This window comes from Pedobacter sp. KBW01 (assembly GCF_003852395.1).
Lineage (GTDB): Bacteria > Bacteroidota > Bacteroidia > Sphingobacteriales > Sphingobacteriaceae > Pedobacter.
The window spans coordinates 349,246-372,869 of record NZ_QAJQ01000007.1; the positions used below are offsets into that span (position 1 = coordinate 349,246).

General features: G+C 37.8%; 26 protein-coding genes. 13 read left to right on the forward strand and 13 right to left on the reverse strand.

All coding sequences use genetic code 11. The features are described 5' to 3' along the window. Positions 1–60: 60 nt before the first annotated feature. From DBR40_RS08090 to DBR40_RS08100, 3 genes are all read right to left on the reverse strand, one after another. Complete coding sequence (locus DBR40_RS08090) at positions 61–456, reverse strand: response regulator transcription factor (protein ID WP_199748301.1); 396 nt, start codon at positions 454–456, stop codon at positions 61–63. 176 nt (positions 457–632) lie between these two features. Further along, complete coding sequence (locus DBR40_RS08095) at positions 633–2,474, reverse strand: UbiD family decarboxylase (protein ID WP_124559235.1); 1,842 nt, start codon at positions 2,472–2,474, stop codon at positions 633–635. Between the two features lie 125 nt (positions 2,475–2,599). Then, complete coding sequence (locus DBR40_RS08100; RefSeq protein WP_124559236.1) at positions 2,600–3,079, reverse strand: Dps family protein; 480 nt, start codon at positions 3,077–3,079, stop codon at positions 2,600–2,602. A gap of 285 nt (positions 3,080–3,364) precedes the next feature. Between DBR40_RS08100 and DBR40_RS08105 the strand changes: the two genes are divergently transcribed. Continuing rightward, the gene (locus DBR40_RS08105) at positions 3,365–4,885 is read left to right on the forward strand and encodes a LysM peptidoglycan-binding domain-containing protein (protein ID WP_124559237.1); all 1,521 of its coding nucleotides are present in this window, start codon (positions 3,365–3,367) and stop codon (positions 4,883–4,885) included. Then, positions 4,882–5,529, forward strand: a complete 648-nt coding sequence (locus DBR40_RS08110) for a uridine kinase (protein ID WP_124559238.1) — start codon at positions 4,882–4,884, stop codon at positions 5,527–5,529. The genes DBR40_RS08105 and DBR40_RS08110 overlap by 4 nt, the downstream gene beginning before the upstream one ends. Before the next feature lie 140 nt (positions 5,530–5,669). On the opposite strand, the gene DBR40_RS08115 is transcribed toward DBR40_RS08110, so the two are convergent. From DBR40_RS08115 to DBR40_RS08135, 5 genes are all read right to left on the reverse strand, one after another. Beyond that, the gene (locus tag DBR40_RS08115; RefSeq protein WP_124559239.1) at positions 5,670–6,329 is read right to left on the reverse strand and encodes a CoA transferase subunit B; all 660 of its coding nucleotides are present in this window, start codon (positions 6,327–6,329) and stop codon (positions 5,670–5,672) included. Between the two features lie 92 nt (positions 6,330–6,421). Continuing rightward, a complete protein-coding gene (locus DBR40_RS08120; protein ID WP_124559240.1) occupies positions 6,422–7,126 on the reverse strand; it encodes a CoA transferase subunit A in 705 nt (234 codons plus the stop codon). 295 nt (positions 7,127–7,421) lie between these two features. Continuing rightward, positions 7,422–8,513: a PQQ-dependent sugar dehydrogenase gene (locus DBR40_RS08125; protein WP_124559241.1), complete on the reverse strand. Its 1,092-nt coding sequence runs from the start codon at positions 8,511–8,513 to the stop codon at positions 7,422–7,424. Between the two features lie 220 nt (positions 8,514–8,733). Continuing rightward, the gene (locus DBR40_RS08130) at positions 8,734–11,112 is read right to left on the reverse strand and encodes an endonuclease MutS2 (RefSeq protein WP_124559242.1); all 2,379 of its coding nucleotides are present in this window, start codon (positions 11,110–11,112) and stop codon (positions 8,734–8,736) included. A 3-nt stretch (positions 11,113–11,115) separates the two neighbouring features. Next, positions 11,116–11,664, reverse strand: coding sequence for a DUF4296 domain-containing protein (locus DBR40_RS08135; protein ID WP_124559243.1), 549 nt, complete (start codon positions 11,662–11,664; stop codon positions 11,116–11,118). A gap of 69 nt (positions 11,665–11,733) precedes the next feature. Here DBR40_RS08135 and DBR40_RS08140 point away from each other — a divergent pair, with 69 nt between their 5' ends. From DBR40_RS08140 to DBR40_RS08155, 4 genes are all read left to right on the forward strand, one after another. Next, positions 11,734–12,435, forward strand: a complete 702-nt coding sequence (locus DBR40_RS08140) for a YggS family pyridoxal phosphate-dependent enzyme (protein ID WP_124559244.1) — start codon at positions 11,734–11,736, stop codon at positions 12,433–12,435. Between the two features lies 1 nt (position 12,436). Further along, on the forward strand, positions 12,437–12,904 hold the full coding sequence (locus tag DBR40_RS08145; RefSeq protein ID WP_124559245.1) for a GNAT family N-acetyltransferase: 468 nt from the start codon (positions 12,437–12,439) through the stop codon (positions 12,902–12,904). 1 nt (position 12,905) lies between these two features. Continuing rightward, a complete protein-coding gene (locus tag DBR40_RS08150; protein WP_124559246.1) occupies positions 12,906–14,168 on the forward strand; it encodes an aspartate kinase in 1,263 nt (420 codons plus the stop codon). A 75-nt stretch (positions 14,169–14,243) separates the two neighbouring features. Then, on the forward strand, positions 14,244–15,428 hold the full coding sequence (locus DBR40_RS08155; protein WP_124559247.1) for a THUMP-like domain-containing protein: 1,185 nt from the start codon (positions 14,244–14,246) through the stop codon (positions 15,426–15,428). Between the two features lie 271 nt (positions 15,429–15,699). On the opposite strand, the gene DBR40_RS08160 is transcribed toward DBR40_RS08155, so the two are convergent. From DBR40_RS08160 to DBR40_RS08175, 4 genes are all read right to left on the reverse strand, one after another. Further along, positions 15,700–15,897: a cold-shock protein gene (locus DBR40_RS08160; RefSeq protein WP_115401531.1), complete on the reverse strand. Its 198-nt coding sequence runs from the start codon at positions 15,895–15,897 to the stop codon at positions 15,700–15,702. A 209-nt stretch (positions 15,898–16,106) separates the two neighbouring features. Continuing rightward, positions 16,107–16,742 (reverse strand): peroxiredoxin, encoded by a 636-nt coding sequence (locus DBR40_RS08165; protein WP_124559248.1) that lies wholly within the window; start codon positions 16,740–16,742, stop codon positions 16,107–16,109. Positions 16,743–16,907: 165 nt separating this feature from the next. Then, complete coding sequence (locus DBR40_RS08170) at positions 16,908–18,002, reverse strand: S1C family serine protease (protein WP_124559249.1); 1,095 nt, start codon at positions 18,000–18,002, stop codon at positions 16,908–16,910. Between the two features lie 8 nt (positions 18,003–18,010). After that, positions 18,011–18,577 (reverse strand): RNA polymerase sigma factor, encoded by a 567-nt coding sequence (locus DBR40_RS08175; RefSeq protein ID WP_124559250.1) that lies wholly within the window; start codon positions 18,575–18,577, stop codon positions 18,011–18,013. 204 nt (positions 18,578–18,781) lie between these two features. Between DBR40_RS08175 and DBR40_RS08180 the strand changes: the two genes are divergently transcribed. The 7 genes from DBR40_RS08180 (at position 18,782) to DBR40_RS08210 (ending at position 22,542) form a co-directional block, all read left to right on the forward strand. Then, the gene (locus DBR40_RS08180) at positions 18,782–19,000 is read left to right on the forward strand and encodes a hypothetical protein (protein WP_039482470.1); all 219 of its coding nucleotides are present in this window, start codon (positions 18,782–18,784) and stop codon (positions 18,998–19,000) included. 148 nt (positions 19,001–19,148) lie between these two features. Beyond that, a complete protein-coding gene (locus DBR40_RS08185) occupies positions 19,149–19,367 on the forward strand; it encodes a hypothetical protein (RefSeq protein ID WP_090770975.1) in 219 nt (72 codons plus the stop codon). A 149-nt stretch (positions 19,368–19,516) separates the two neighbouring features. Continuing rightward, positions 19,517–19,735, forward strand: coding sequence for a hypothetical protein (locus DBR40_RS08190; RefSeq protein ID WP_090770975.1), 219 nt, complete (start codon positions 19,517–19,519; stop codon positions 19,733–19,735). Between the two features lie 124 nt (positions 19,736–19,859). Next, positions 19,860–20,084 (forward strand): hypothetical protein, encoded by a 225-nt coding sequence (locus tag DBR40_RS08195; protein ID WP_124559251.1) that lies wholly within the window; start codon positions 19,860–19,862, stop codon positions 20,082–20,084. A gap of 139 nt (positions 20,085–20,223) precedes the next feature. Then, complete coding sequence (locus tag DBR40_RS08200; RefSeq protein ID WP_124559252.1) at positions 20,224–20,421, forward strand: hypothetical protein; 198 nt, start codon at positions 20,224–20,226, stop codon at positions 20,419–20,421. Between the two features lie 135 nt (positions 20,422–20,556). Next, positions 20,557–21,903, forward strand: coding sequence for an adenylosuccinate lyase (gene purB / locus DBR40_RS08205; protein ID WP_124559253.1), 1,347 nt, complete (start codon positions 20,557–20,559; stop codon positions 21,901–21,903). Positions 21,904–21,990: 87 nt separating this feature from the next. Then, entirely contained in the window at positions 21,991–22,542 is a 552-nt protein-coding gene (locus DBR40_RS08210; protein WP_124559254.1) for a NifU family protein, read from the forward strand. 232 nt (positions 22,543–22,774) lie between these two features. On the opposite strand, the gene DBR40_RS08215 is transcribed toward DBR40_RS08210, so the two are convergent. After that, on the reverse strand, positions 22,775–23,563 hold the full coding sequence (locus tag DBR40_RS08215) for an inositol monophosphatase family protein (RefSeq protein WP_124559255.1): 789 nt from the start codon (positions 23,561–23,563) through the stop codon (positions 22,775–22,777). Positions 23,564–23,624 lie beyond the last annotated feature (61 nt).

Genomic DNA, 23,624 nt, shown 5'->3' on the forward strand with positions numbered 1-23,624 from the left:
ATTATTCAAAAAATTATAAATCCTGAAATGAGCATCGGCTTTATTTAGGGTATATAGTTTTTAAATTTTAACAATTCCATTCTTTATGGCATAAAGGGCCAAACCCGTTCGGCTCTTTAATTGTAATTTCTCACACAAAGCGTTCCTGTAACCATCAATAGTACGTGGACTTACAAACATTTCGGCGGCAATTTCATTGTATGTTTTTTCGGTGCAGGTATATTTAAGAAATTCCATTTCCCGTTCGGTGAGTTTCACAAAGCTTGAAATATCGGAATTAGCCGATAACGAATTTAACGACTGCATTACTTTTCGTGTAACCAGATCATTATAAAAATACCCTTTACTAATCACCTCATCAAAAGCACGTTTCAACTCTTCGGGCTCAGCATCTTTTAACACATAACCCCGTGCCCCATTGGTAATCATTTTGATGATAGCTGTTTCTGCATCCATGGTGCTTAGAGCAAGCACATAAAGCATGAAGAAAACTATCGCACTGGTAAAGGATAAAACTCAAGCCTTTTCTCTAATACAGTTGGGCTATTCGCTAAATCTTACACAGGTATTGAAGTAATAAAGGTATTCCGACAGATGAAATTCTGTGAATTCCGTGCTTCCGTGGCAAAAACTTATTGGCTGACCGCCCCATAAAGCGCGCCACCCACTTTCGCCATTTCATCAATCTTAGCCTCTACCGCTGCATCCTTAATTAACTCGGGTGCGTGGTGAGGCTTTTTCCGTGCATCGATAATAAGCGAGCCTTTACAGCCCCAGTGTTTATTTTCGGTAAAATCGTTAATGCCATAAATATCAGCAGCAGGGTTACTCCTTGTAAAGGCCACCCAAACCAGGTTATCGATGTTTGCCGCCGTAAATGCTGCATCATCTGCCAATACAATTAAGGGCAAACCTGCTAAATCCTGGTCAATTAAAGCCATATTTAGCAGTGCAATTTCAGCTGCTGTTTTTGCGGCATTTAAATAGGCATTGGCTTGCAATACAACTACTCCAGGCATAGCAATTTGAGGCTTCAAAAAGCCATCGGCTAGTTGCAATCCATCCGGAATGCTATCCCAAAGTTCGCGTTTTACGTTTCCTGCAGCAGCAATCACCACTTTCGAACCACTGTTTAAACCATCGCCGCTGTAATCGAGTGTATCGATGGTGGTATTGGTATAAAAATGAATATCACGGGTAAAATCTATGCGTGCTAAAATATGGCTTAAAAAACCGTCGATATGGTGTGTACTTAATTGTTCATCGTCTTCTCTTGCTGCAATAAATACGTATTTAGCCAAACTCAGCTGGTTTTTACCCAGAATATGGTTGGCAATGGTTAAAATTTCCTGTGGACGACGTTCTTTTAAATAAGGGGTATAACGCTCGCTGCCAATGGCAAACAATAGCGGGTGCACACCTGCAGCATCTAAAGCATGTACTTCTTTTAAACCATGTATTTCCTGAGGTATAGCCGAACCTGTTATCTCGTGTATCAGCGCACCAAAACTGGTATCTTCCTGTGGCGGCCGACCAACAACCGTAAACGACCAGATGGCATCTTTTTTATGGTACACGTTATGTACTTTCATTAAGGGAAATGGATGCGTTAAGCTGTAGTAGCCCAAATGATCGCCAAAAGGTCCTTCCGGCTTATTTTCATTCGGATAAACTTTGCCGGTAATCACAAAATCAGCGTCGGCAGAGATACAGAAACCTTCATCATCATAAAAGTAACGGAAGCGCCTGTCGCCCAGTGCACCTGCAAAAGTCATTTCTGATAAACCCTCAGGCAATGGCATAACAGCAGCAAGCGGGTGCGATGGTGGACCGCCTACAAAAATGCTTACTTTTAAGGGCTGTCCTAAAGCATTGGCTTTTGATTGGTGTACACCAATCCCTCTGTGGATCTGGTAATGCAAACCAATTTCCTTATCCTGTATGTAATCATTACCAGCCAGCTGAATCCGGTACATACCCAAATTGGCATTTAGTACTCCGGGCTTATCTATATCTTCTGTATACACCTGTGGCATGGTAACAAAAGGACCACCATCCATTGGCCAGTTTACAATTTGTGGTAACTTGCTGATACTCGTTTTTAAGAATTTACTTTTAGCAGATGGTGTTTTAAGTGGTAGTGCCGATAATGCCGACATGGCAGAACCTGCATACTTAAAAGGATTTTTTAAAGCTTTGATTGGGTCGTTACGTAACGAAACCAATTGCTGTACTTTAGGTAAAGTATCCCTGAAAATAAATTTAGACCTTTCGAGTGTCCCGAATAAATTAGAAACTGCCGGGAAAGGACTTCCTTTTACTTTTTCGAAAAGAATAGCCGGTCCCTGATTTTCATAAACCCGTAAATGGATGGCAGCCATTTCTAAATAAGGATCTACTTCTTCTTTAATTCTGATTAAATGACCATGCTTTTCAAGATCGGATACACACGCTGCTAAACTTTTATATGCCATGGCCAAAGATAAATATTTAAGCATCTATTAAAACAAAAAAGCCCGTAGATAAACAGATTTTACATATTTCTATTTATCTACGAACTTAAAATCACTGTCCTTGAATGAACCAGTGACCAATAAGCTTATTTTTTCCCAGCGAAAGACCTTAGCATCCAGGTATTTTTCTCTTTAAACTGCATAAATTTGTTCACCATATCATTGGTTCCATCATCACCAGCCTTATCAGAAGCTTCCATTACTTCGCGTTCAATTTCAATCAGTGTAGCCATATCGGCTAAAATAGCCTCTACCATGTCTAAATCTTTCATGCCAATAGTATTAACTTCTTTTATCTGAGATTCTTTAATATAATCGGCAAAACGGCTATGCGGCGGTTTTCCCAAGGTTAGTACCCGCTCGGCTATTTCATCGATAGTAAGCTGCGCATTGGTATATAATTCTTCAAACTTAATGTGAAGGGTAAAAAAGTTTTGCCCCTTAATGTTCCAGTGGCAGCCCCTTAATTTTTGATAGTGAATATGGTAATTGGCCAGGTAATCGTTCAAAAGATCTACTACAGGCTTTACTTCTTTTTCATTTAAGCTTATTTCTTTTCCGTCCATTTTTGTTTTGTTTTATAGTATACTTTAATGCCTAATTAACAAGCCAATCGGACAAAAGTTTTGGGCAATAATTGCTTTTGAACAATACCTGATTTATAAGTTCGTTTTATATTCGACATTCTTTAAATTAACGATTTCACAAACATTTGTTAATGAACAGGATATACTTATTAGAATAGTATAGTCATCTTATTTTTACTTAAAAACGAGCAGTAGAACTGAAGATGGTTAACAATATTATTCGTATAATTGCTCCCTTTGACTTAGAAATTTATATAAAAATAAATGCATAAAATATATTTATCTGCTGTAGTGTTATTGGCTTTAAATGTGGCGAAGGCCAAAGCCAGTACAGCAAGAGATTCTATCGGTGTAGAAAACAATAAAGGCAAAAAACTCATCGTTCACCAAACTGTAGCCAAAGACACTTATTATTCTATCGGGCGAAGATATAACGTAGCACCAAAAGACATTATGGCTTTTAACGATAATAAATACCTGCAAGTTGGGGTAATTATTAAGGTGCCTACTAACATTCCTTTCACGGGTACAGGATCTGCAAGCAATGCACAAGAGACCCAAACCGGTAATGTAATCGAGCATACCATTAAGCCTAAAGAAAATCTGAATATGCTGGCTGAAAAATACGGCACAACAATTAACGAAATTAAAGCGTTAAACAACCTAACGGGCAGCAATTTAAGCATTGGTCAGGTGATCAAAATACCGGCAAAAAATGCATCACAAACAGTAGAACCAGCTCAACCAGTAAAAAACAACACCCAAAATCCGGTAGTAAATAACCAGCCGGCAGATAGTGGAACGATGATTGAGCACGAGGTAAAACCTAAAGAATTTTTGGGTAAAATTGCCGAAAAATATGGCACTACCATAGAAGAAGTAAAAAAAGCCAATAACCTATCCGGCAATAACCTTCGTGTTGGACAGAAACTTAAAATACCGGCTACCAAAAACATCGACAAAAATAAAGTAGTTGCTGCAGCTGAAGAAAAACCAGTTCAGGAAAATAAATCAGCAGATGCTGCCGGCACTCATACCGTATTAAGAAACGAGACCATTTTTACCATAGCCAAGCAATATGGTGTAACTGCTTACCAGATCAGAAAGCTGAACGATTTACCTGATAATGCCATCGCTATTGGGCAGGTTTTAAAAGTACCGGGAGGCATTATTGCCGATGTACAGGTACCTAAAGAAAAACAGGCCGAAAACACCAGAACTAAAGAAAAAGAAGTGCAGGCTGCTAAGGAAGAAAGTTTTATCCATACGGTAGCTACAGGCGAAAATATCTTTTCTATTGCAAAAAAATACAATTTAACAGCTTATCAGATCAGAACAGCAAATAAATTGGATGATAATAACATTAAGGTAGATCAGAAACTGATTATCCCTAAACCACCGCAACCTAAATCAGTAAATGATGCGTCGAAAGAAGATCAGCAAAATGAGCCAGACAGTACGATGGTAAAAGATCCTAAACTACGCCGCGACCCAAGTGTTTATGGCTTAAGCCAGATTGAAGAAAAAGGTACTGCCGTTTGGATTGCCGACCAGGACCTTGATGGCACAAAAATGCTGGTTTTACACCGTACAGCACCTGTTGGAAGGGTAATTAAGATTACTAACCCCATGACCAACCGTACCACCTTTGCAAAAGTTGTTGGTAAATTTACAGAGAACGAATCCACAAAAGATGTTATCATTGTAATGACTAAAGCTGTAGCCGATTCTTTAGGCGCTTTAGACAAACGTTTTTTCTGCAATTTAACCTATAGCGCTCAATGAGTTTAAACAAAAAACCATTTATAATTGGTATTGCCGGTGGTAGCGGATCTGGCAAAACATTTTTTTTAAATTGTTTTCTTCACCATTTTAAACAGGATGAAGTAACACTTGTATCACAGGATGATTATTACATTCCGGCAGGTGAAATGACCCAGGAAGAAAATAAGTTGTACAACTTCGATCTGCCCTCAACCATTGATAGTGAACAGTTTTTAAGAGACATTAAACAGCTTATTAACGGCGAAGTGGTTTATAAAAAGGAATACAACTTTAATAACCCAGTGGCTGTTGTAAAAATCCTTGAAATTAAATCGGCGCCTATTATTATTGTTGAAGGCTTATTTATTCTTCACTTTAAAGAAATTGCAGCACTGTTAGATCATACTATTTTTGTTGATGCCGATGAGGAAATTGCTTTAGACCGCCGCATAAAACGCGATGGACTGGAACGTGGCTATCCGGAAGACGATGTGCTTTACAAATGGCATAACCATGTGGTACCGGCTTATAAAGAATATCTGCTACCCTACCGCAATCAATGCCATAAGATAGTAATGAACAACACAAATGAGCCAGATGAAATTATTGCCATAACCGAGGCCATTTCGAACGATTTGAGAAATACTGTTTTAGAGGATAAATAAATACGGGAGAAGTCAAGTTTTATAGCGCAATGCCGTTTAAACTTGACTTCTCTTTTAAGTAAAAATTTAGTTATACTGAGCGGAGTCGAACCCTATTTCTAAACAGCCATGGTTTGTGTCTTCACGAACTGTATTTCTCCCTAATCCAACCGTATCTCTGGGATCTCTCCTTCTACAACCAATCTACCAGCGGTACTTTGCTGTATAAATTCAATGCTTACGCCGGGCGCACGTTCTAACAGTTTAAAACCACCTTCGGGCAAAATATCGAGCACTGCAAGCTCGGTTACAATTTTCTTAATACATTTAACGCCTGTTAATGGCAAAGTACATTTCGGCAATAATTTACTTTCGCCGGCTTTGTTAATGTGCTGCATGGCCACAATAATGTTCTTAGCCGAAGCTACAAGATCCATTGCGCCTCCCATACCTTTTACCATTTTTCCAGGGATTTTCCAGTTGGCAATATCACCATTCTCTGATACTTCCATTGCTCCTAAAATGGTCAGGTCAACCTTTTGTGCACGGATCATTCCAAAGCTCATGGCTGAGTCGAAAATAGATGAACCCGGCAAAGTGGTAATGGTTTGTTTACCCGCATTAATTAAATCGGCATCCTCCTCCCCTTCAAACGGAAAAGGGCCCATGCCCAGCAAACCATTTTCCGATTGCAGTACCACGTTTATTCCTTTCGGGATATAATTGGCTACCAACGTTGGAATACCAATCCCAAGGTTTACATAGTAGCCGTCTTTTATTTCTTTAGCAATGCGTTGTGCTATTTCTTCTTTTGAAAACATAAAGTTGTAAATAAATGAATCTTGAATGGTAGAATTGATTAAATGATTGATTGAATAAATGAATGTTCTAATCTGTTATTCGACTACTGGCTTCATACACCAGATTTTCTAACCGTTCTCTGTTCAATTCGCTTCTCGTAATCTTTTCCCTGAAAAATGCGATGTACATAAATACCTGGCGTATGGATATAATCGGGATCCAACTCACCCGCTTCTACCAATTCTTCTACTTCGGCAATGGTAACTTTACCCGCCATGGCCATTACCGGATTAAAGTTTCTGCTGGTAGAACGGAACATCAAATTTCCCGCAGTATCGCCTTTCCAGGCTTTTACAATAGCAAAATCGGCATCAAAGGCATATTCCATCAAGTAATCTTTGCCGTTAAAATTGCGGATTTCCTTACCCTCTGCAACTTCGGTACCCACACCAGCAGGTGTAAAAATAGCTGGCATTCCATAGCCCGCCGCCAGGCAACGGGTAGCTAAAGTACCCTGCGGGATAAGATCAACCTCCAGTTCACCACTCAACAACTGCCTTTCAAATTCTGCGTTTTCGCCTACATAAGAAGAAATCATTTTTTTAACCTGACGTTGTTTCAACATCAATCCAATACCAAAATCATCAACCCCGGCATTGTTCGAAATACAAGTTAGTTGCTTCACCTGCTTCTTTACCAAAGCATTTATACAATTTTCAGGAATGCCACAAAGCCCGAAACCACCAAGCATAATGGTTGCGCCGTCAGATATATCACGGATGGCTTCTTCGGCCCCAGATACCACTTTATTTATCATTTTACGAATTATTGGTTAGTTCGGCTAAATTACAAATTGCCATCAAAATAGCGACAATATAATTTTTAAATCGGCTAAGTAAATTTATTGATTGGAATTAATCTAAATAACTATTACCTTTGTGCTGCAATGATTTACGAGAGAGAAGAAAATATATTTATACTGCCCACCGATCCTGAATTTCAAAAAGGGATGGGCTTTATATTCAGCTGTACTGCCGAGCACAAAAAATGCTGCGAAAAGTTTAAAAAAGGGAAACGCTGCAAAAAATGTCCTGGTAGAAAAAAATAAACTACTACTTCGCTATTTCCACAATTTTATCGTCAGTTCCGTTACTGGTACAGATGTAAACCTTTCCTTCCGGAGATTGGCAAACAGCTCTTACTCTACCATAAGTATTCACATAAAAATCTTTTGTACCTGTAATTTTAGTCTGTGCTGCATCTAAGTGCAACTGCATTAGTTTCGTTCCTTTTAACACAGCCAGTAGTAAAGAATTTTTAAACTGCGGAATGTAATCCGAATTATAATAAGCTAAACCACTTGGTGCAATGGTTGGTGTCCAATTAATTAGTGGCTCTGCAACATTATTGCTTGAGCAGAAAGATTGTTCGCCAGTCTCGTTACAAAAGCCTTTAATGTTTGGCCAGCCGTAATTCCGTCCTTTTTCAATAATATTAATTTCATCATCAGAATCGGGTCCATGCTCTGAAGAAAATATTTTATTGCCTACCTGAACCAATCCCTGCGCATTGCGATGCCCTATCGACCATACCGGATTGTTAGGATAAGGGTTATCAGCAGGGATAGAACCATCTAAATTAATTCTCAAAATTTTCCCGGCCAAAGAGTTTATGTTCTGAGGAGTCGACTGGTCTGAGGCATCGCCAGTGCTAATGAACAATTTATCCCCACTAATCAGCAACCTCGAACCATTGTGTATAGATGCTGCCGGAATCTGATCGATAAGGATAAGAGGACTGGTTAAGCTACTTCCAGAATAGGTGTACCTTACAACTTTAGCTTTATAGGAACTTCCATAACCATAAACTACATAAACGTAGGGATTAGATACAAAATTGGGATGTAAGGTCATACCCAACAAGCCTCCTTCGCCATTGGTACGTACTTCGTTTATGGTTAGAAGTAAACTAACCTGACCGGTCGATGGATTTAACCGGCTTATTTTACCTACCTTTTCGGTAAACCAGATATAATTGTCTGGCCCGTAAACCATTTCCCATGGCAAACTTAAACCCGAAGCCACAACTTTTGCCTTTAAATCTACATCAGGCAAATCGCCAGGTTCTTCATTGTTGTCGTCACCATTCTTTTTGCATGTTGTGGACAGCAGAACCACAAAAAGGCAGATCAAGATTCTTTTCATCACCGTAACGTTTTAAAAATAACAACGTTACGGTGATAAAGTTTTGTTTATCGCATTACGTCATTTCGAGCGAAGTGCAACGTAGTCGAGAAATCCATAATTTAAATTTCCATTATTTCTACCTTTACAAACATACGCTGGTCGAGATAACTGTGCCTATGGCAACTTACATCTCAAATCCCACCATCATCCGTCATCCATTTTCCATCATCCATCTTCTCTAGTTCAAATAAACATAGGTAATTCCATCTCCACCTCTATCTGCATGTTCATCTTCCATCCTGTTCACCTGACTGTATTTACGGAGATACTCCCTGATCATCTTTCTCAAAATACCATCACCTTTACCGTGGATTAGCTTAATTGAAGGGAAACCCAACATAATTGCTTTATCTAAATATTTTTCAACTTCGAATAAAGCATCTTCGGTACGTTTGCCACGAAGGTCTAACTCGGCCCTGAAGCCAGAAACGGCATCATTCATCCGGCCGGCAAAAGAATTTGCACTACTCTGAATTACTTTTTTAGCTTCGCGGTTACTTACTTTCTGCACGCGGTTCTTTTTAACGGTCGAACGTAAATCGCCGATAGCTAAAACCAGTTCATTGCGGTTAATTTCTAAAACCTGACCAATGGTTTCACTATCTGTAAATTTAACCAGATCGCCTATTTCAATTTCTCCACCTAAAACCACTTGAACTGGTTTCTGACGTTCCTTAGGTACAGTATTTTTAATCAACTCTTTTTGAAGATTCTGACGCAGCTCTTTCGTTACTTCTTTATCAGCCTGCTTTTCCTTAATCTCGGCAATGGTATTTTCTACCAGTTTATTGGCATTTTTAATAATATTTTGTGCTTCCTGCTTCGCTTCTTTAATCAATACCTTACGGTTCTCTTCTAAAAACGATTTTAATTTCTCGTTTTCGGCAACTAGATTCTTTGCCTTGTTCTGTTGATTAGCTAAACTCACCTTTGCATCGTAAACATTTTTTTTCTCACGCTCCAGGTCTACCAGCATGGTATCAACCCGGTTCTGGTTGGAGCCTGTTTTCTCTTTTGCCAATGCAATCACTTCTTTGGGTAAGCCAATGTTCTGTGCAATTTCGAAAGCATAAGAGCTACCCGGCTTGCCCATCTCCAAAACGTAAAGCGGTTTCATTTTAGCATTATCGAAAAGCATCGATGCATTTTCAAGTCCCGGTGTATTGCCGGCAAACAGCTTTAAGTTGGAATAGTGTGTAGTAATTACTCCTCTTACTTTCTTATTGTTCAACACCTCTAAAACAGCTTCAGCCATTGGTCCGCCAAATTGCGGATCGGTACCTGTACCAAACTCATCAATCAGCACCATTGTTTTGGGCGAAGCGTGCTCTACAAAGTAGCGCATCTTTTTGAGGTGTGCGCTGTAGGTACTTAAATCACTCTCAATCGATTGGTCATCGCCAATGTCGGCAAAAATGTTTTCAAAAATACCTAATTCGCTATTCGCATCAACCGGAATTAACAAGCCCGTTTGTAACATAATCTGCAGTAAGCCAACTGTTTTCATACAAACCGATTTACCGCCTGCATTTGGTCCTGAAACCAATACCACACGCGTTTCTGCATCGATATGAATATTTAAAGGCGTAACGGTTTTCTTTTCGGCTGCAAAAGAGATCGATAACAAGGGGTGCCTTGCATTAATCAGTTTTGTTTTCGGTTCTTTTAGCAGGCCTGGCATTTCAGCTTCTATATCCATGGCAAATAAGGCCTTCGCGCGCACAAAATCCAGTTTGGTTAAAAAGCCATGATAAGAAAGCAACAAAGGCGAATAAGGGCGCAAATCGTCGGTTAATGCAATAAGGATCTTAATAATTTCCCTGCGCTTGTCGAATTCCAAATCGCGCAGCTTGTTATTTAAGGTAAATACCTCTTCTGGCTCAATGTACACCGTTTGCCCGGTTGCCGATTCATCGTGTACAAAACCTTTCAGCTTACGCTTATTCTCTGCCAAAACCGGAATACACATCCGGCCATCACGCACGGTTAAACTACCATCAGCTACCCAGTTATTGGCAATAGCCTGCTTATAAATAGAATCCATGCGCTTGCGCACATCTTGTTCCGTTCTCGAAATAGCCGTGGTAATTTCCTGCAGTTCTTTGGAAGCGTTCGGTTTAATCTTTCCTTTCGGGTCGATTACTGTTTCTATTTTACGGAGGATATTTTTTTCAATAGGCAAATGTTCAAATAAAGCTTCGAGGGTTGGGTAAACTTCTGCCCTTTCTTCAAAAAAACGAAGTACCGAAAAAACCGTTTGCAGTGAGGTATATACCTGAAACCATTCATCCTCTAACAGATAGGTTCCTTCTACCCTGATTTTTTCGACCAGCGATTTAATATCAAAAAAAGTATTGATCTGCAAAGGTTCCTGGTTTTGCAGAATGCTTTTAAATTCGTTGGTTTGGCGTAAAAATTTATCGATTTGATCAAAACGGTTCATCACCTGCATCTTCTGCACCATCGTTTGCCCCATTGGGCTTAAACAATGTTTGCTTATCAGTTGCCTTATCTCTACAAAACCTAAACGTTCTAAACAGTTTTCGGGATATAACATATTTTATAGTACTGCCGGAGCTACTTCTAAAGCCCCGGTCTTTTTAATTTTAATCAGCGAATCGGCCGCTTTTTTCTTTTTAGCAATTTCGGCTACCGCTTTAACCTTCGATAATGAATCGGGTTTCATCTTTTTCCTGATGGCAAGCGAATCGGCCTTAAATTTCTTTTTGATGGCTATCGAATCGGTTTTAAATATTTTCTCTTTAATTAATTTATCGGCCAAAGCAGTTCCTTTCTTCTGCGCAGCCAACATTTTCTGGATGTTTTTGTACATCGCATCCAGCTCTTTGGGGTTAACATTGTACCATTTCAGGCTTTTATTGTATTGCGCCGAATCAGTTTCAAATTTTTTATAAATTCCCTTATAATAACCCGCGGCCACTTTCCGGGCCGAATCGGGAATGTAAATGGTAGACAGGTAACCATCTACAATGTGCATATCGTACAAAATCTTTTCCATCTTATCGGGTTTTATAATATCGTCGGGTATGCCTGGCTTACAACCAAACCATAATACCGAGGTCATTAAAACCCATATTAGTCTCTTCATGCTGAATTAAAGTATTATTTTTTGCCCAAATTGCGGCAAGGTTATTAATTTTACCAAAAATAGTTATAAATGAGCATAGCTGATAATCTTAAACAATATAAAAAAGAAGTCGAATCAGATGGCGTGAAACTGATTGCCGTTTCAAAAACGCAGCCCGTTGAGTCGATTTTAGAAGCATACAACGCCGGACAGCGTGTTTTTGGCGAAAACCATGTACAGGAAATGGTTGATAAGCAGGCACAACTTCCAGCAGATATTGAATGGCACCTAATTGGCCATTTACAAACCAATAAAGTAAAATATATTGCACCTTTTGTTCAGCTGATTCATGGTGTAGACAGCATTAAACTCCTTCAGGAAATTAACAAACAGGCCGCCAAACATAATCGGGTAATCGATTGCCTGTTACAGGTTTACATTGCAGATGAAGACACCAAATTCGGGCTTGGCTTTGACGAGGTAGTAGAACTTTTACGCGATGAAACCTATCCTGAATTAAAAAACATCCGCATAGTTGGTTTAATGGGCATTGCTACCAATACCAAAAACGAAAAACAGATTGCAATAGAATTTCACGAGCTTAAAGTATTTTTTGATGGCATTAAAGTGAGCTTCTTCCGTAAAGATGAAGCCTTTAAAGAAATCTCCACAGGCATGAGTGCTGATTCTAAAATAGCCATTGAAGAAGGAAGTACCATGGTGCGCATAGGCAGCAGTATTTTCGGAAAAAGGGTTATTAAACATTTTAAATCGGACATTTCAGCTAATTAGTATGAATTTAAATATCAGATTCGCAGTAGCTGAAGATTGCTCACGGTTATTAGAATTAATTAACGAACTGGCCGTTTACGAACGTGCCCCCGAAGAGGTTATCGTAACCCTGGAGCATTTTGTAGATGCCGGTTTTGGTAAAAACCCCGTTTGGAAAGCTTTTGTAGCAGAGGTGGATGATGTTGTTGTAGGCTTTGCTTTATATTATACCCGCTACTCTACCTGGAAAGGATGCCGGTTGTACTTAGAAGATTTTATCGTAACCGAAGCTTTCAGGGGCAAAGGTCTGGGCAAAATATTATTCGAAAAAGTAATAGAAGAAGCTAAAAACGGCAATTACAGTGGCATGGTTTGGCAGGTTTTAGACTGGAACGAACCGGCTATTAATTTCTACAACAAATACCAGGCACAATTAGAGAGTGGCTGGCTAAACGCAGCTTTAGCTAAAGAACAAATCAAGGCATTTTAGTATGGATATTTTTAAATTTGGTGGTGCTTCGGTAAAAAATGCTGAGGGAGTAAAAAATCTGGCCAATATTGTACGCGATTACAAGAAAGGCAACCTGCTTGTTGTGGTTTCGGCAATGGGCAAAATGACCGATAAGCTGGAGGCACTTACGCAGGCCTACTTATCACATAGCGAAGATGCATACGCAATTTTTGATGAGGTAAAGCATTTTCACTTTAACATTATTGAAGAACTTTTTCAGGGCAAACCCAATTCGGTTTACGATGATGTGGCCAATACTTTTGTGGAAATTGATTGGCTGATTGAAGATGAGCCCGACAACGACCACGATTACATTTACGATCAGATTGTATCGATTGGCGAGGTAGTTTCGACCAAAATTGTAGCAGCCTGGCTTAACGAAACGGGCAATAAAGCACTTTGGGCAGATGCCAGAAACTATATCCAAACCGACAATACCTACCGGGAAGGAAAGGTAGACTGGGCAAAAACCAATCAGATTATACAAAAAGATCTGGTTCCTTTGTTAGACGAAAATATTATCGTTACACAAGGGTTTATTGGTGGAACCAGCGAAAATTACACCACTACCTTAGGTCGCGAAGGCTCTGATTATTCTGCAGCCATATTTGCTTCCTGCCTCAACTCTACTGCGCTAACCATTTGGAAAGATGTTCCAGGTGTATTAAATGCAGATCCTAAATGGTTTGATGAGACTGAGAAAATTGCACAGCTTTCTTATCACGATGCTATTGAGCTAACCTATTATGGCGCTACAGTAATCCACCCTAAAACCATAAAACCTTTGCAAAATAAAGGAATTCCGTTGTTTGTGAGATCATTTCTTACACCAGAAGGTGAAGGAACAGCCATTACAAAAGAAAACAACCCTTTACCTATACCTTCTTTCATATTTAAGATTAACCAGGCGTTGATTTCGATCTTCCCTAAAGATTATTCTTTTATTATTGAAGAAAACCTGAGCAATATTTTCGAACTTTTCCATAACCATAAGATCAAAATCAATACCATGCTCAACTCTGCCATTAGTTTTTCAGTAAGTGTCGATGATCATCCTACTCAAATTGAAAGACTAATTAAAGATCTGTCAGAAGAGTTTACCGTAAAATACAACAAGGGACTGGAACTGGTAACCATCCGTTATTACAATCAGCACACCATCGATCGGGTAACCGTTGATAAAGATATTTTATTGGAAGTGAAAAGCCGCCATACCTGTCAAATGGTGATGAAGAATAAGTAGCAAGTATTAAGTAGCAAGATTGCCCCCGTCAATACTTGCTACTTGATACGCAATACTTGATACTCGAACTTGATAATGAACAACAACCTTTTAGCAACAGCCGTACAACAATACATCAATGCAAACCTAAGTGCAGATGTGAATCAGATTGCGTTGGCTAAAAGTCCATTTGAGGGAATTACATCGGCTGAACTCGCTACCCAGATTACAGCAAAAAAGAAATCGGAAAAGAAACTGCCAACCTGGTTCAAAACGGCCGAAATCTACTATCCCCCTGTTCTGTCTATCGAGCAAACCTCTTCAGAAACTACGGCCAAATATAAATCAAAATTAGCTAAGGGTGAAAGCTTAATCGATATTACCGGGGGCTTTGGAGTGGATAGTTATTATTTCTCCAAACAAGTAACTAATGTTACCCATTGCGAAATCAACAACGAACTTTCTACAATTGCTAGCTACAACGCAGAGGCCTTAAATGCCCGTAATATTACTTTTGAGGCAACCGATGGCATCAACTACTTAAATGCAAGCGAAAAAAAATTCGATACCATTTATGTTGACCCGGCAAGAAGGGCTGAAAAAGGCAAGGTTTTTATGCTTAAAGATTGTACACCCGATGTGGTGAGCATAATCAATACCTTATTAGAAAAAGCACAGCGAATTATTATCAAAACGGCCCCCTTGCTTGATATTTCTGCCGGTTTAGCGGAGTTGAAGCAGGTAAACGAAATCCATATTGTGAGCGTAAAAAACGAATGTAAGGAGCTTTTGTGGGTAATAGACCGTGTATGTAATCAGGATACGCAGATTATTGCAGTAACTTTAAATGAAGCAGAAAAGGAATTTTCATTTAAAAAATCATCGATCCAATCTCCGGTACGCTTTTCTGGTACGCTCAATTCTTCCCATTATCTCTATGAACCCGATGCCGCCTTATTGAAATCAGGTGCTTTCAATTTAATTGGTTCAACTTATGGACTGTTAAAATTACATCCCCAAACGCAGCTCTACACTTCTGCTGAGATCAATAAAGCTTTTCCCGGCCGGATATTTCAGCTAACAGAGATCCTTACTACTACTGCGCTTAAAAAAGCAGGAAATTTAACCGGAAATGTGATTGTTAGAAATTATCCTGCAAAACCCGAAGATCTGATAAAGAAATACAAAATTAAATCCGACAAGGACCAGTTTTTAATATTTACGAAGGTAGCAAACGGAGATAATGTGATCTTAAAAGCTTCGATTATACAGTATTACTAACCTAGACTTCTGTCGTTATGCTGAACTTATTCAGCACCTCTTTAAAACCAGGGAGTGTTTTTCTACCTTAGTTTTTTTAAAGATAAAACTTTGTTTTTCGCCTCTCCTATACAGCCAGCCTTTAAATCAAATGAGCATCTGGGTACATATTCAGAGACCCTGAAATAAATCCGATAGTCATCGGATGAGGGTAACGATTACTTAAAATGCAAAAAGCCTTTCTTTAGGGAAAGGCTTTTTGCAGGGGATGAAGATATAAATATTGTATCGCTTAAACTTTCTTAACGTTTACTGCCTGTAAACCTTTTCTGCCTTCAGCTACTTCAAATTCTACTGCATCGTTCTCTTTCAAGCTTTCGATTCCACCTAAAACATCTTTAAAATGTACAAATAAGTCTTTATTGTCTTCTTGCACAATAAATCCAAAGCCTTTTTGCGTATTAAACCATTTAACTTTTCCGGTTGCCATAAAAAAATAAAAAATTGTATAAAATAAATAAACCCTTATGCTTTGATTCGCATTTAATTTAACCAATCGATCATTATCATTAATAAAACAATCAGATAAAGCGTTAATATTGAAACAAAACTACCAAATATAATAATTTGCCGATGTAATGCAAGCCCAAATCAGCTATTCAACAAGAAAGTTGCGTAAGCACAAAAAACTTTGTTTAATTACTTATTTGGTTGTGGTGTAGTACGCAAATAAGGCTTAATCACCTGGTGTCCTTTAGGAAATTTAGCCGGAATATCTTCTGTTTTAATACTGTTTACTACAATTACGTCTTCGCCATCTTTCCAATCAGCAGGCGTAGCCACACTGTAATTAGCTGTAAGTTGCAAAGAATCGATTACACGCAATACCTCGTTAAAATTCCGGCCTGTAGATGCAGGATAAGTAATGGTTAATTTTACTTTTTTATCAGGACTGATCACAAATAACGACCTTACCGTTAAGGTTTCAGAAGCATTCGGGTGGATCATATCGTATAAATTAGCCACTGTCCTATCCGGATCGGCAATAATCGGGAATTCAACAGATGTGTTCTGGGTTTCATTAATATCGCTGATCCAGCCTTTATGAGATTCTGCAGAATCGACACTCAAAGCCAGTACTTTAACATTTCTTTTTTCGAACTCGCCCTTTAAAGCAGCCGTTCTGCCCAGTTCAGTAGTACAAACCGGTGTATAATCGGCCGGGTGTGAAAACAATACACCCCAGCTATCACCTAAAAAATCATAAAAATCTATTTCGCCAATTGAGGTATTGGCCTGAAAGTTTGGCGCGGTATCGCCTAGTCTTATACTCATAACAATAATATTTAAAAGTTGATTAAAACAAATCTAAACAATACTATAGTAAATACATAGACATAATATTATTTTCAGACATCTAAATTACAATTCAAATAAAAAAACCCTGCAGAAATGAATCAGCAGGGTTTGAGTATATTAATTTATTTGGGGTATGGCTAACTAATAAGCTTTGATCATAAATACATAATCCTGTATTTTTTCGATTTGTTTCGTTCTTTTCAATCCCGAAAGCAGGCTTCTTTTATTGGCAGTAAGTTTATTTGAACCTAAAGAATCTTGTGGGATAGCCCTAATAGCCTCCAAAATGTATTTTGACTTAATGGCGAATGCAGCACCTTCTGTCTGATCGGGCTTACCACTGATAATACCGACCAAATTTCCGTTATTATCTAAAACAGGTCCACCACTGTTACCAGGATTAACCGAAATGGCTACCTGATACTGAGTAGTATCACCAATAAATCCATTTCTCGAACTCACATAACCTTCTCCCAATACGGCATCATCTTTAGGATAACCCCAAGTGTAAACAATTTCGCCTATGCTGCTCATATTGCTTTTAATAGTATAAGGTATCGCTGATAGATTACTGAAATGCTTATCGCTGATTTTTAATATGGCAATATCGTTCTGAGAATCAGTATAAACAGATTTTACCTTGAAAGATTCTCCTTTATTGTTCTGCACATAAAGAGAATCGGCTCCATTAATAATGTGCAGGTTGGTTAAAATATAACCATTTGTAGAAATCGCAAAACCCGTTCCTCCAAAGCTATTTTGTACACTGCTTTTATTAGAGGCTGTATTATTGTGGTTAATCTTCCTGATTAAACTGTTTTGGGTTTTAATGGCATTATTTACCTGATTGCTTAATTGCCTGTACCTTTCTACCTGCTTGCTGTTATGCTGTATAGAATAAATAGAAACCAGTGAAAGTACGATAAACGATGCAGCAACAGCTATCGCAGATTTATGCTTACGCCATAACTGCACCACACGCGATGGATGAGGCCTAAGTGCATCAGCAAGGCTTTCCACATCAATTTCGGCATGGATATGATTTAATTGTTCTCTTAAACGTACCTGTCCTGCAAAAGCTTCCATAGATTCTAAAAAGAATTTATGCGAAACCACCTTATGATCTACAGTGGCATCATTTTGACGTAACTGTTCAAAGGCCTCAGTTTCCTGGGGATTAAGTTTACCTAAAAGATAATCTTCAATAATTGCATCTAACTCCAAATCGTTTCTCATTTCAATTACTAGTGTTGAAAAAATAATTTCTTTAACCGCTGCAGGCATTTATATTTCTGTGTTTTGGCATTATCCGTATTGGTATAGCCAAACTTTTCGCAAATATCTTGCATGGATAAATTGTGGATATAAAAATCCTGAATAATGGTTTTACAGGGTTCGCCCAGGTGTTCGAGTGCAGATTGCATCTTTACAAACTGAAGGTCTTTCTCTTCATGTTGTTCTACATCCTCCTCTACAGCAAACACATCTTCATAATCAGTAATGTTACCGGCTTTTTTGCTGTTAAGGTTAAGTTTCTTTAACCAAATGCGCCGGCATACCGAATAAATATATGTTTTAAGCTTACTGCTCAATTCAAAATTGCCTTCCTTAACTTTGTTATACAAAATAATGATGGCCTCCTGGTATACATCTTTTGCATCATCTTCATCCCCGTTATTATTGAGGATAAACTGCAAAACCATTGCATAATAGCCTTTGTATAACTTGTTAAGCGTATCTGTTGAGTTATTTAGAATACCTAAAATAACCTCTCTATCTGTTGGAACTGAACTCTTTAAACTGTTATTCACTAGTTAATACATTTTTCTATAAATAGTAACCCAATATTAGACAAAAAAATATTTATAGCTACTATCCTGCTTAATACAATCTTGGTACCAGGGGTAACCCAAACCCTGCGAAAAAAAATATTTTAACTTTTTTTCATATTATCGGGTTACCTTTTTACCTTTGCGGCATTAACAGGAAATTAATTACTTAAAAAAATTCAAAAAATGAAAAATGCATTCAAATTAGGCTTTTTAGCTTTAGCTTTATCTTTATCAGTTGTTGCTTGTAACTCAGAAAAAAAAGCTGAAGGTGCTGATACTACTTTAACTGATTCTTCTACTATCGTTACTGATACTACTGCAAAAGATACTACAGTTAAAGATTCTACAGTTAAAGATACAGCTGTAAAAACTACAACTACTACAACTGAAGTTAAACACTAGTCTAACTTTAACATAAAAAAAAAGGCTTTGAATTAACTTTCAAAGCCTTTTTTAATTTTATTTCATTTTTTTTTCAATTTATCAGGTTACCTTTTTTAATTAACTGTATTAATATGTAAATTAATTAATTACTTAAAAAACTTTAAAAATGAAAAATGCATTCAAATTAGGCTTTTTAGCTTTAGCTTTATCTTTATCAGTTGTTGCTTGTAACTCAGAAAAAAAAGCTGAAGGCGCTGATACTACTGTAACTGATTCTTCTACTATCGTTACTGATACTACTGCAAAAGATACTACAGTTAAAGATTCAACAGTTAAAGATACTGCTGTAAAAACTACTACAACTACAACTGAAGTTAAACACTAGTCTTAACTTTAACATACAAAAAATGGTCTTAAATTAATTTTTAAGGCCATTTTTAATTTTATTTCATTTTTTTTCAATTTATTGGGTTACCTTTTTTGGTTTCACGTATTAAGTACGAATTAATTAATTACTTAAAAAAAACTTCAAAAATGAAAAATGCATTCAAATTAGGCTTTTTAGCTTTAGCTTTATCTTTATCAGTTGTTGCTTGTAACTCAGAAAAAAAAGCTGAAGGCGCTGATACTACTGTAACTGATTCTTCAACTATCGTTACTGACACTACTGCAAAAGATACTACAGTTAAAGATTCTACAGTTAAAGATACAGCTGTAAAAACTACAACTACTACAACTGAAGTTAAACACTAGTTTTAACTTTACCTATACAAAAAGCCCTTGAATTTATTTTCAAGGGCTTTTTTAATTAATACGGGTTACCTTTTCCGGTTTCGGGTCATTAAAAGTATGTATTAACCCTAAAAACAAAATCAACATGAAAAATGCATTTAAACTAGGCTTTTTAGCCATGGCTTTATCTCTTACCATTGCAGCTTGCGGCGAATCAGGAAAAAAAGCAGAAGGTACCAGCGATACCGCCGTTACAGATTCATCAACAATTGTAACTGATACTACCGCAAAAGACACTACAGTAAAAGATTCGACGGTTAAAGACACTGCTGTTAAAACCACAACTACCACAACAGAGGTAAAACACTAGTATATTTCTAAAATAACACAAAAAAAGCTTTGATTTTTCGATCAAAGCTTTTTTTTTATTTAAAGCGGGTTACTTTTTTAGGTTATTTGTATAAATTAGTAAGTAATTAATTTCAAAAACCACTACAAATTAAAAAAACATGAAAAATGCATTCAAATTAGGCTTTCTAGCTCTTGCTTTATCTCTATCAGTTGTTGCCTGTAAATCAGAAAAGAAAGATGGCGCAGCAGATTCTTCTAAAGTAGACTCTACAGTAGTTGATACAACTGTAAAAGACACTACAGTAAAAGATTCTACAGTTAAAGATACTTTAGCAAAAGATAGTACTAAAAAATAGTAGCTTCAGTTAACCTAATAAAAGGCTTCAGGTAAAACTGAAGCCTTTTTTGCTTTTAATCTGAATTCTTTAGCTTTTAAATCCCTTAAAATCCATCAATTGTAGTAAATTTGCGGCAAAAATATAATCCGTATAATGAATTTAACATCACTACAAGCTATTTCACCTGTTGATGGTCGTTACAGAAAAACTACCGAAAATTTAGCTGCTTACTTTTCAGAAGAAGCACTGATTAAATACCGTGTTTTTGTAGAAATCGAATATTTTATCGCGCTTTGCGATATCAACCTGCCTGGCTTGCAAAACTTTGATAAAAATCTTTATGCCGAATTACGTAAAATACACGAAAATTTCTCGGAAGCTGATGCTTTAGAAATTAAAGAGACTGAAAAAGTTACCAATCACGACGTTAAAGCGGTTGAATATTTCATCAAAAGTAAATTTGATGGCCTATCGCTTCAAAATTATAAAGAGTTTATCCATTTTGGCTTAACCTCACAAGACATTAACAACACTGCCATCCCTTATTCGATTAAGCTGGCTTTGAACGAAAGTTATTATCCTGCAATTACCGAACTGATTGCCAAAATAAATGCATTAGCTACGGAATGGAAAGAAGTACCGATGCTGGCGCATACCCACGGTCAGCCGGCCTCTCCAACCAAACTGGGTAAAGAGTTTTTGGTTTTTGCCGAGCGTTTAAGCATCCAGGTAGAAAATTTAAAAGCTATCCCTAACAGCGCCAAATTTGGTGGTGCTACCGGAAACTTCAATGCACACCACATTGCTTACCCTGAGGTGAAATGGGTTGATTTTTCAAACCAGTTTGTAAACGAAACCCTGGGCTTAAGCCGCGCGCAACACACCACACAAATTGAGCACTACGATCAGTTTGCAGCGCAATGTGATGCTTTAAAACGCATTAACAATATCATTATCGATTTAGACCGCGACATCTGGACTTACATTTCTAAAAATTATTTCAAACAAAAAATAAAAGCAGGAGAAATCGGTTCGTCGGCCATGCCACACAAGGTTAACCCGATCGATTTTGAAAATGCGGAAGGTAACGCCGGTATTGCCAATGCTTTATTCGAGTTTTTTGCAGCGAAGCTACCTATTTCGCGTTTACAAAGGGATTTGACTGACTCAACCGTTTTAAGAAATGTGGGTGTTCCGTTTGGACATACTTTAATAGCCATTAACGCAACATTAAGGGGACTTAACAAAATTTTACTTAACGAAGCTGCATTAGCGGCCGACTTAGATGAAAACTGGGCCGTAGTTGCCGAAGCTATACAAACGGTATTGCGCAGAGAAAATTTCCCTAACCCTTACGAGGCTTTAAAAGAACTAACACGTACGAACTCAAAAATTAACGCAGCAAGTATTGCCGAATTTATTGAGGGCTTAGCGGTAAAGGAAGAAGTAAAAGCTCAGTTGAGAACAATTACGCCGTTTAACTACACTGGTATTTTCTAGTCAAATTAAATTGACGCTAAGCAGACAGCTACGCCACGCTTTATTAAACACGAATTGTTAATTTTGTTTATTCAAATTGATTAGGACATGACGATTAACGTATATACAGAACAAACTCCAAACCCGGCAACCATGAAATTCATGGTAAATAAGCTATTAATAAATGGTAGCGAAGATTTTGCCACTAAAGAAAGTGCAGAACACTCGCCATTTGCCAAGGAGTTATTTAAATTCAGCTTTGTTTCTGGTGTTTTTTTCGCCAGTAACTTTGTTACGGTTACCAAAACAGACGACGCAGAATGGGCAGATATTGAAGCCATTTTAAAAGAGTTTGTCAAGGGAGCTGTTGAATCTGAATTAAAAATTAAAGAAGCAACTGCTGATGAAGTACCAACTTTTGAGGGTACAGAAACTGAAATTAAAATCCAGCAGATTTTACATGACTACGTGCGCCCGGCGGTTGAGCAGGATGGCGGTGCCATTACCTATAAATCATTTGATGAAGGTGTGGTTACTGTAGAATTACGTGGCTCGTGTAGTGGTTGTCCGTCTTCTACTATTACACTTAAATCGGGTATCCAGAACCTGTTACAACGCATGGTACCTGAAGTAACCGAAGTGGTTTCGGAAGCGCTTTAAATTTGTGCATTTTTCATTATACATAAACAAAGAGGGTTCGCTAATTAGTGAACCCTCTTTTGTTTTTAAGCTATTTTAAAGACAGCTATTATTTCTCGCAGATAGCAAGGATTTAGTAGCAGATTTAAAATTTCAGGTCTTGCTGATCTGGTAGCTATAAGATTTATTTGGCATCTCTTTAATTCGTATGAGACGCTGAAATAAATTCAGGCTGACGATGGTGAGTAAATTACTAAAAATGCCTTTTAATGGCTTCCAGCATTTCTGCTGTTAATTTGCCGTTGGTAGCCAGAATTTCTCTCTTTTCAAAGTAATTGTCACCGCCCGAAAAATCGAAAACTTCGCCACCTGCCTGTTGCACAATGAAACAGCCAGCTGCAAAATCCCATTGTTGCAGGTTGTATTCAAAAAAGGCATCAAAGCGCCCACAGGCCGTGTACACCAAATCTATCGCAGCGGCACCAATTCGGCGAACACCATGGCTTTTCTGCATCATTTCGGCCAATAATTTCAAATACTTCTCTTGATTATCGAATTGGTAATAAGGAAAACCTGTAGCTAATAAACTAGATTTTAAATCGGGGTTAACCGACACGTTAATTTCTTTCTTATTTAAAAAAGCATTACCACCTTTAAAAGAATAAAACATTTCGGCTCTGTTCAGTTCATAAACAACCCCTACAACAGGTAAGCCATCTTCGTACAGCGCTACACTAATCCCGTAAGCGGGAATGCCGTGAATAAAATTAGTAGTTCCATCCAACGGATCGATAATCCAGGTATAGGTTTTACCTACCCTGCTAATCGTTTTTTCTTCGGTGATAAAACCAGCATCGGGAATCAGTTTTTCGAGGTTCTGAACCAGTTTCTGTTCTGCAGTTTTATCTACATAAGAAACCATATCATTTAAACCTTTGTATTCAATTTTTTTTGCATCGAACTGCATGGCTTCTTTACGGATAAAATTTCCGGTAAGCCTTACAATAGCGATCACCTTATTGCATATTAATTCGTAATTCATAACTGTTGAACAAAAACCGCAATGGGTTGTTGGGTATAAAATGAATTTAAAAGAAAGTAAT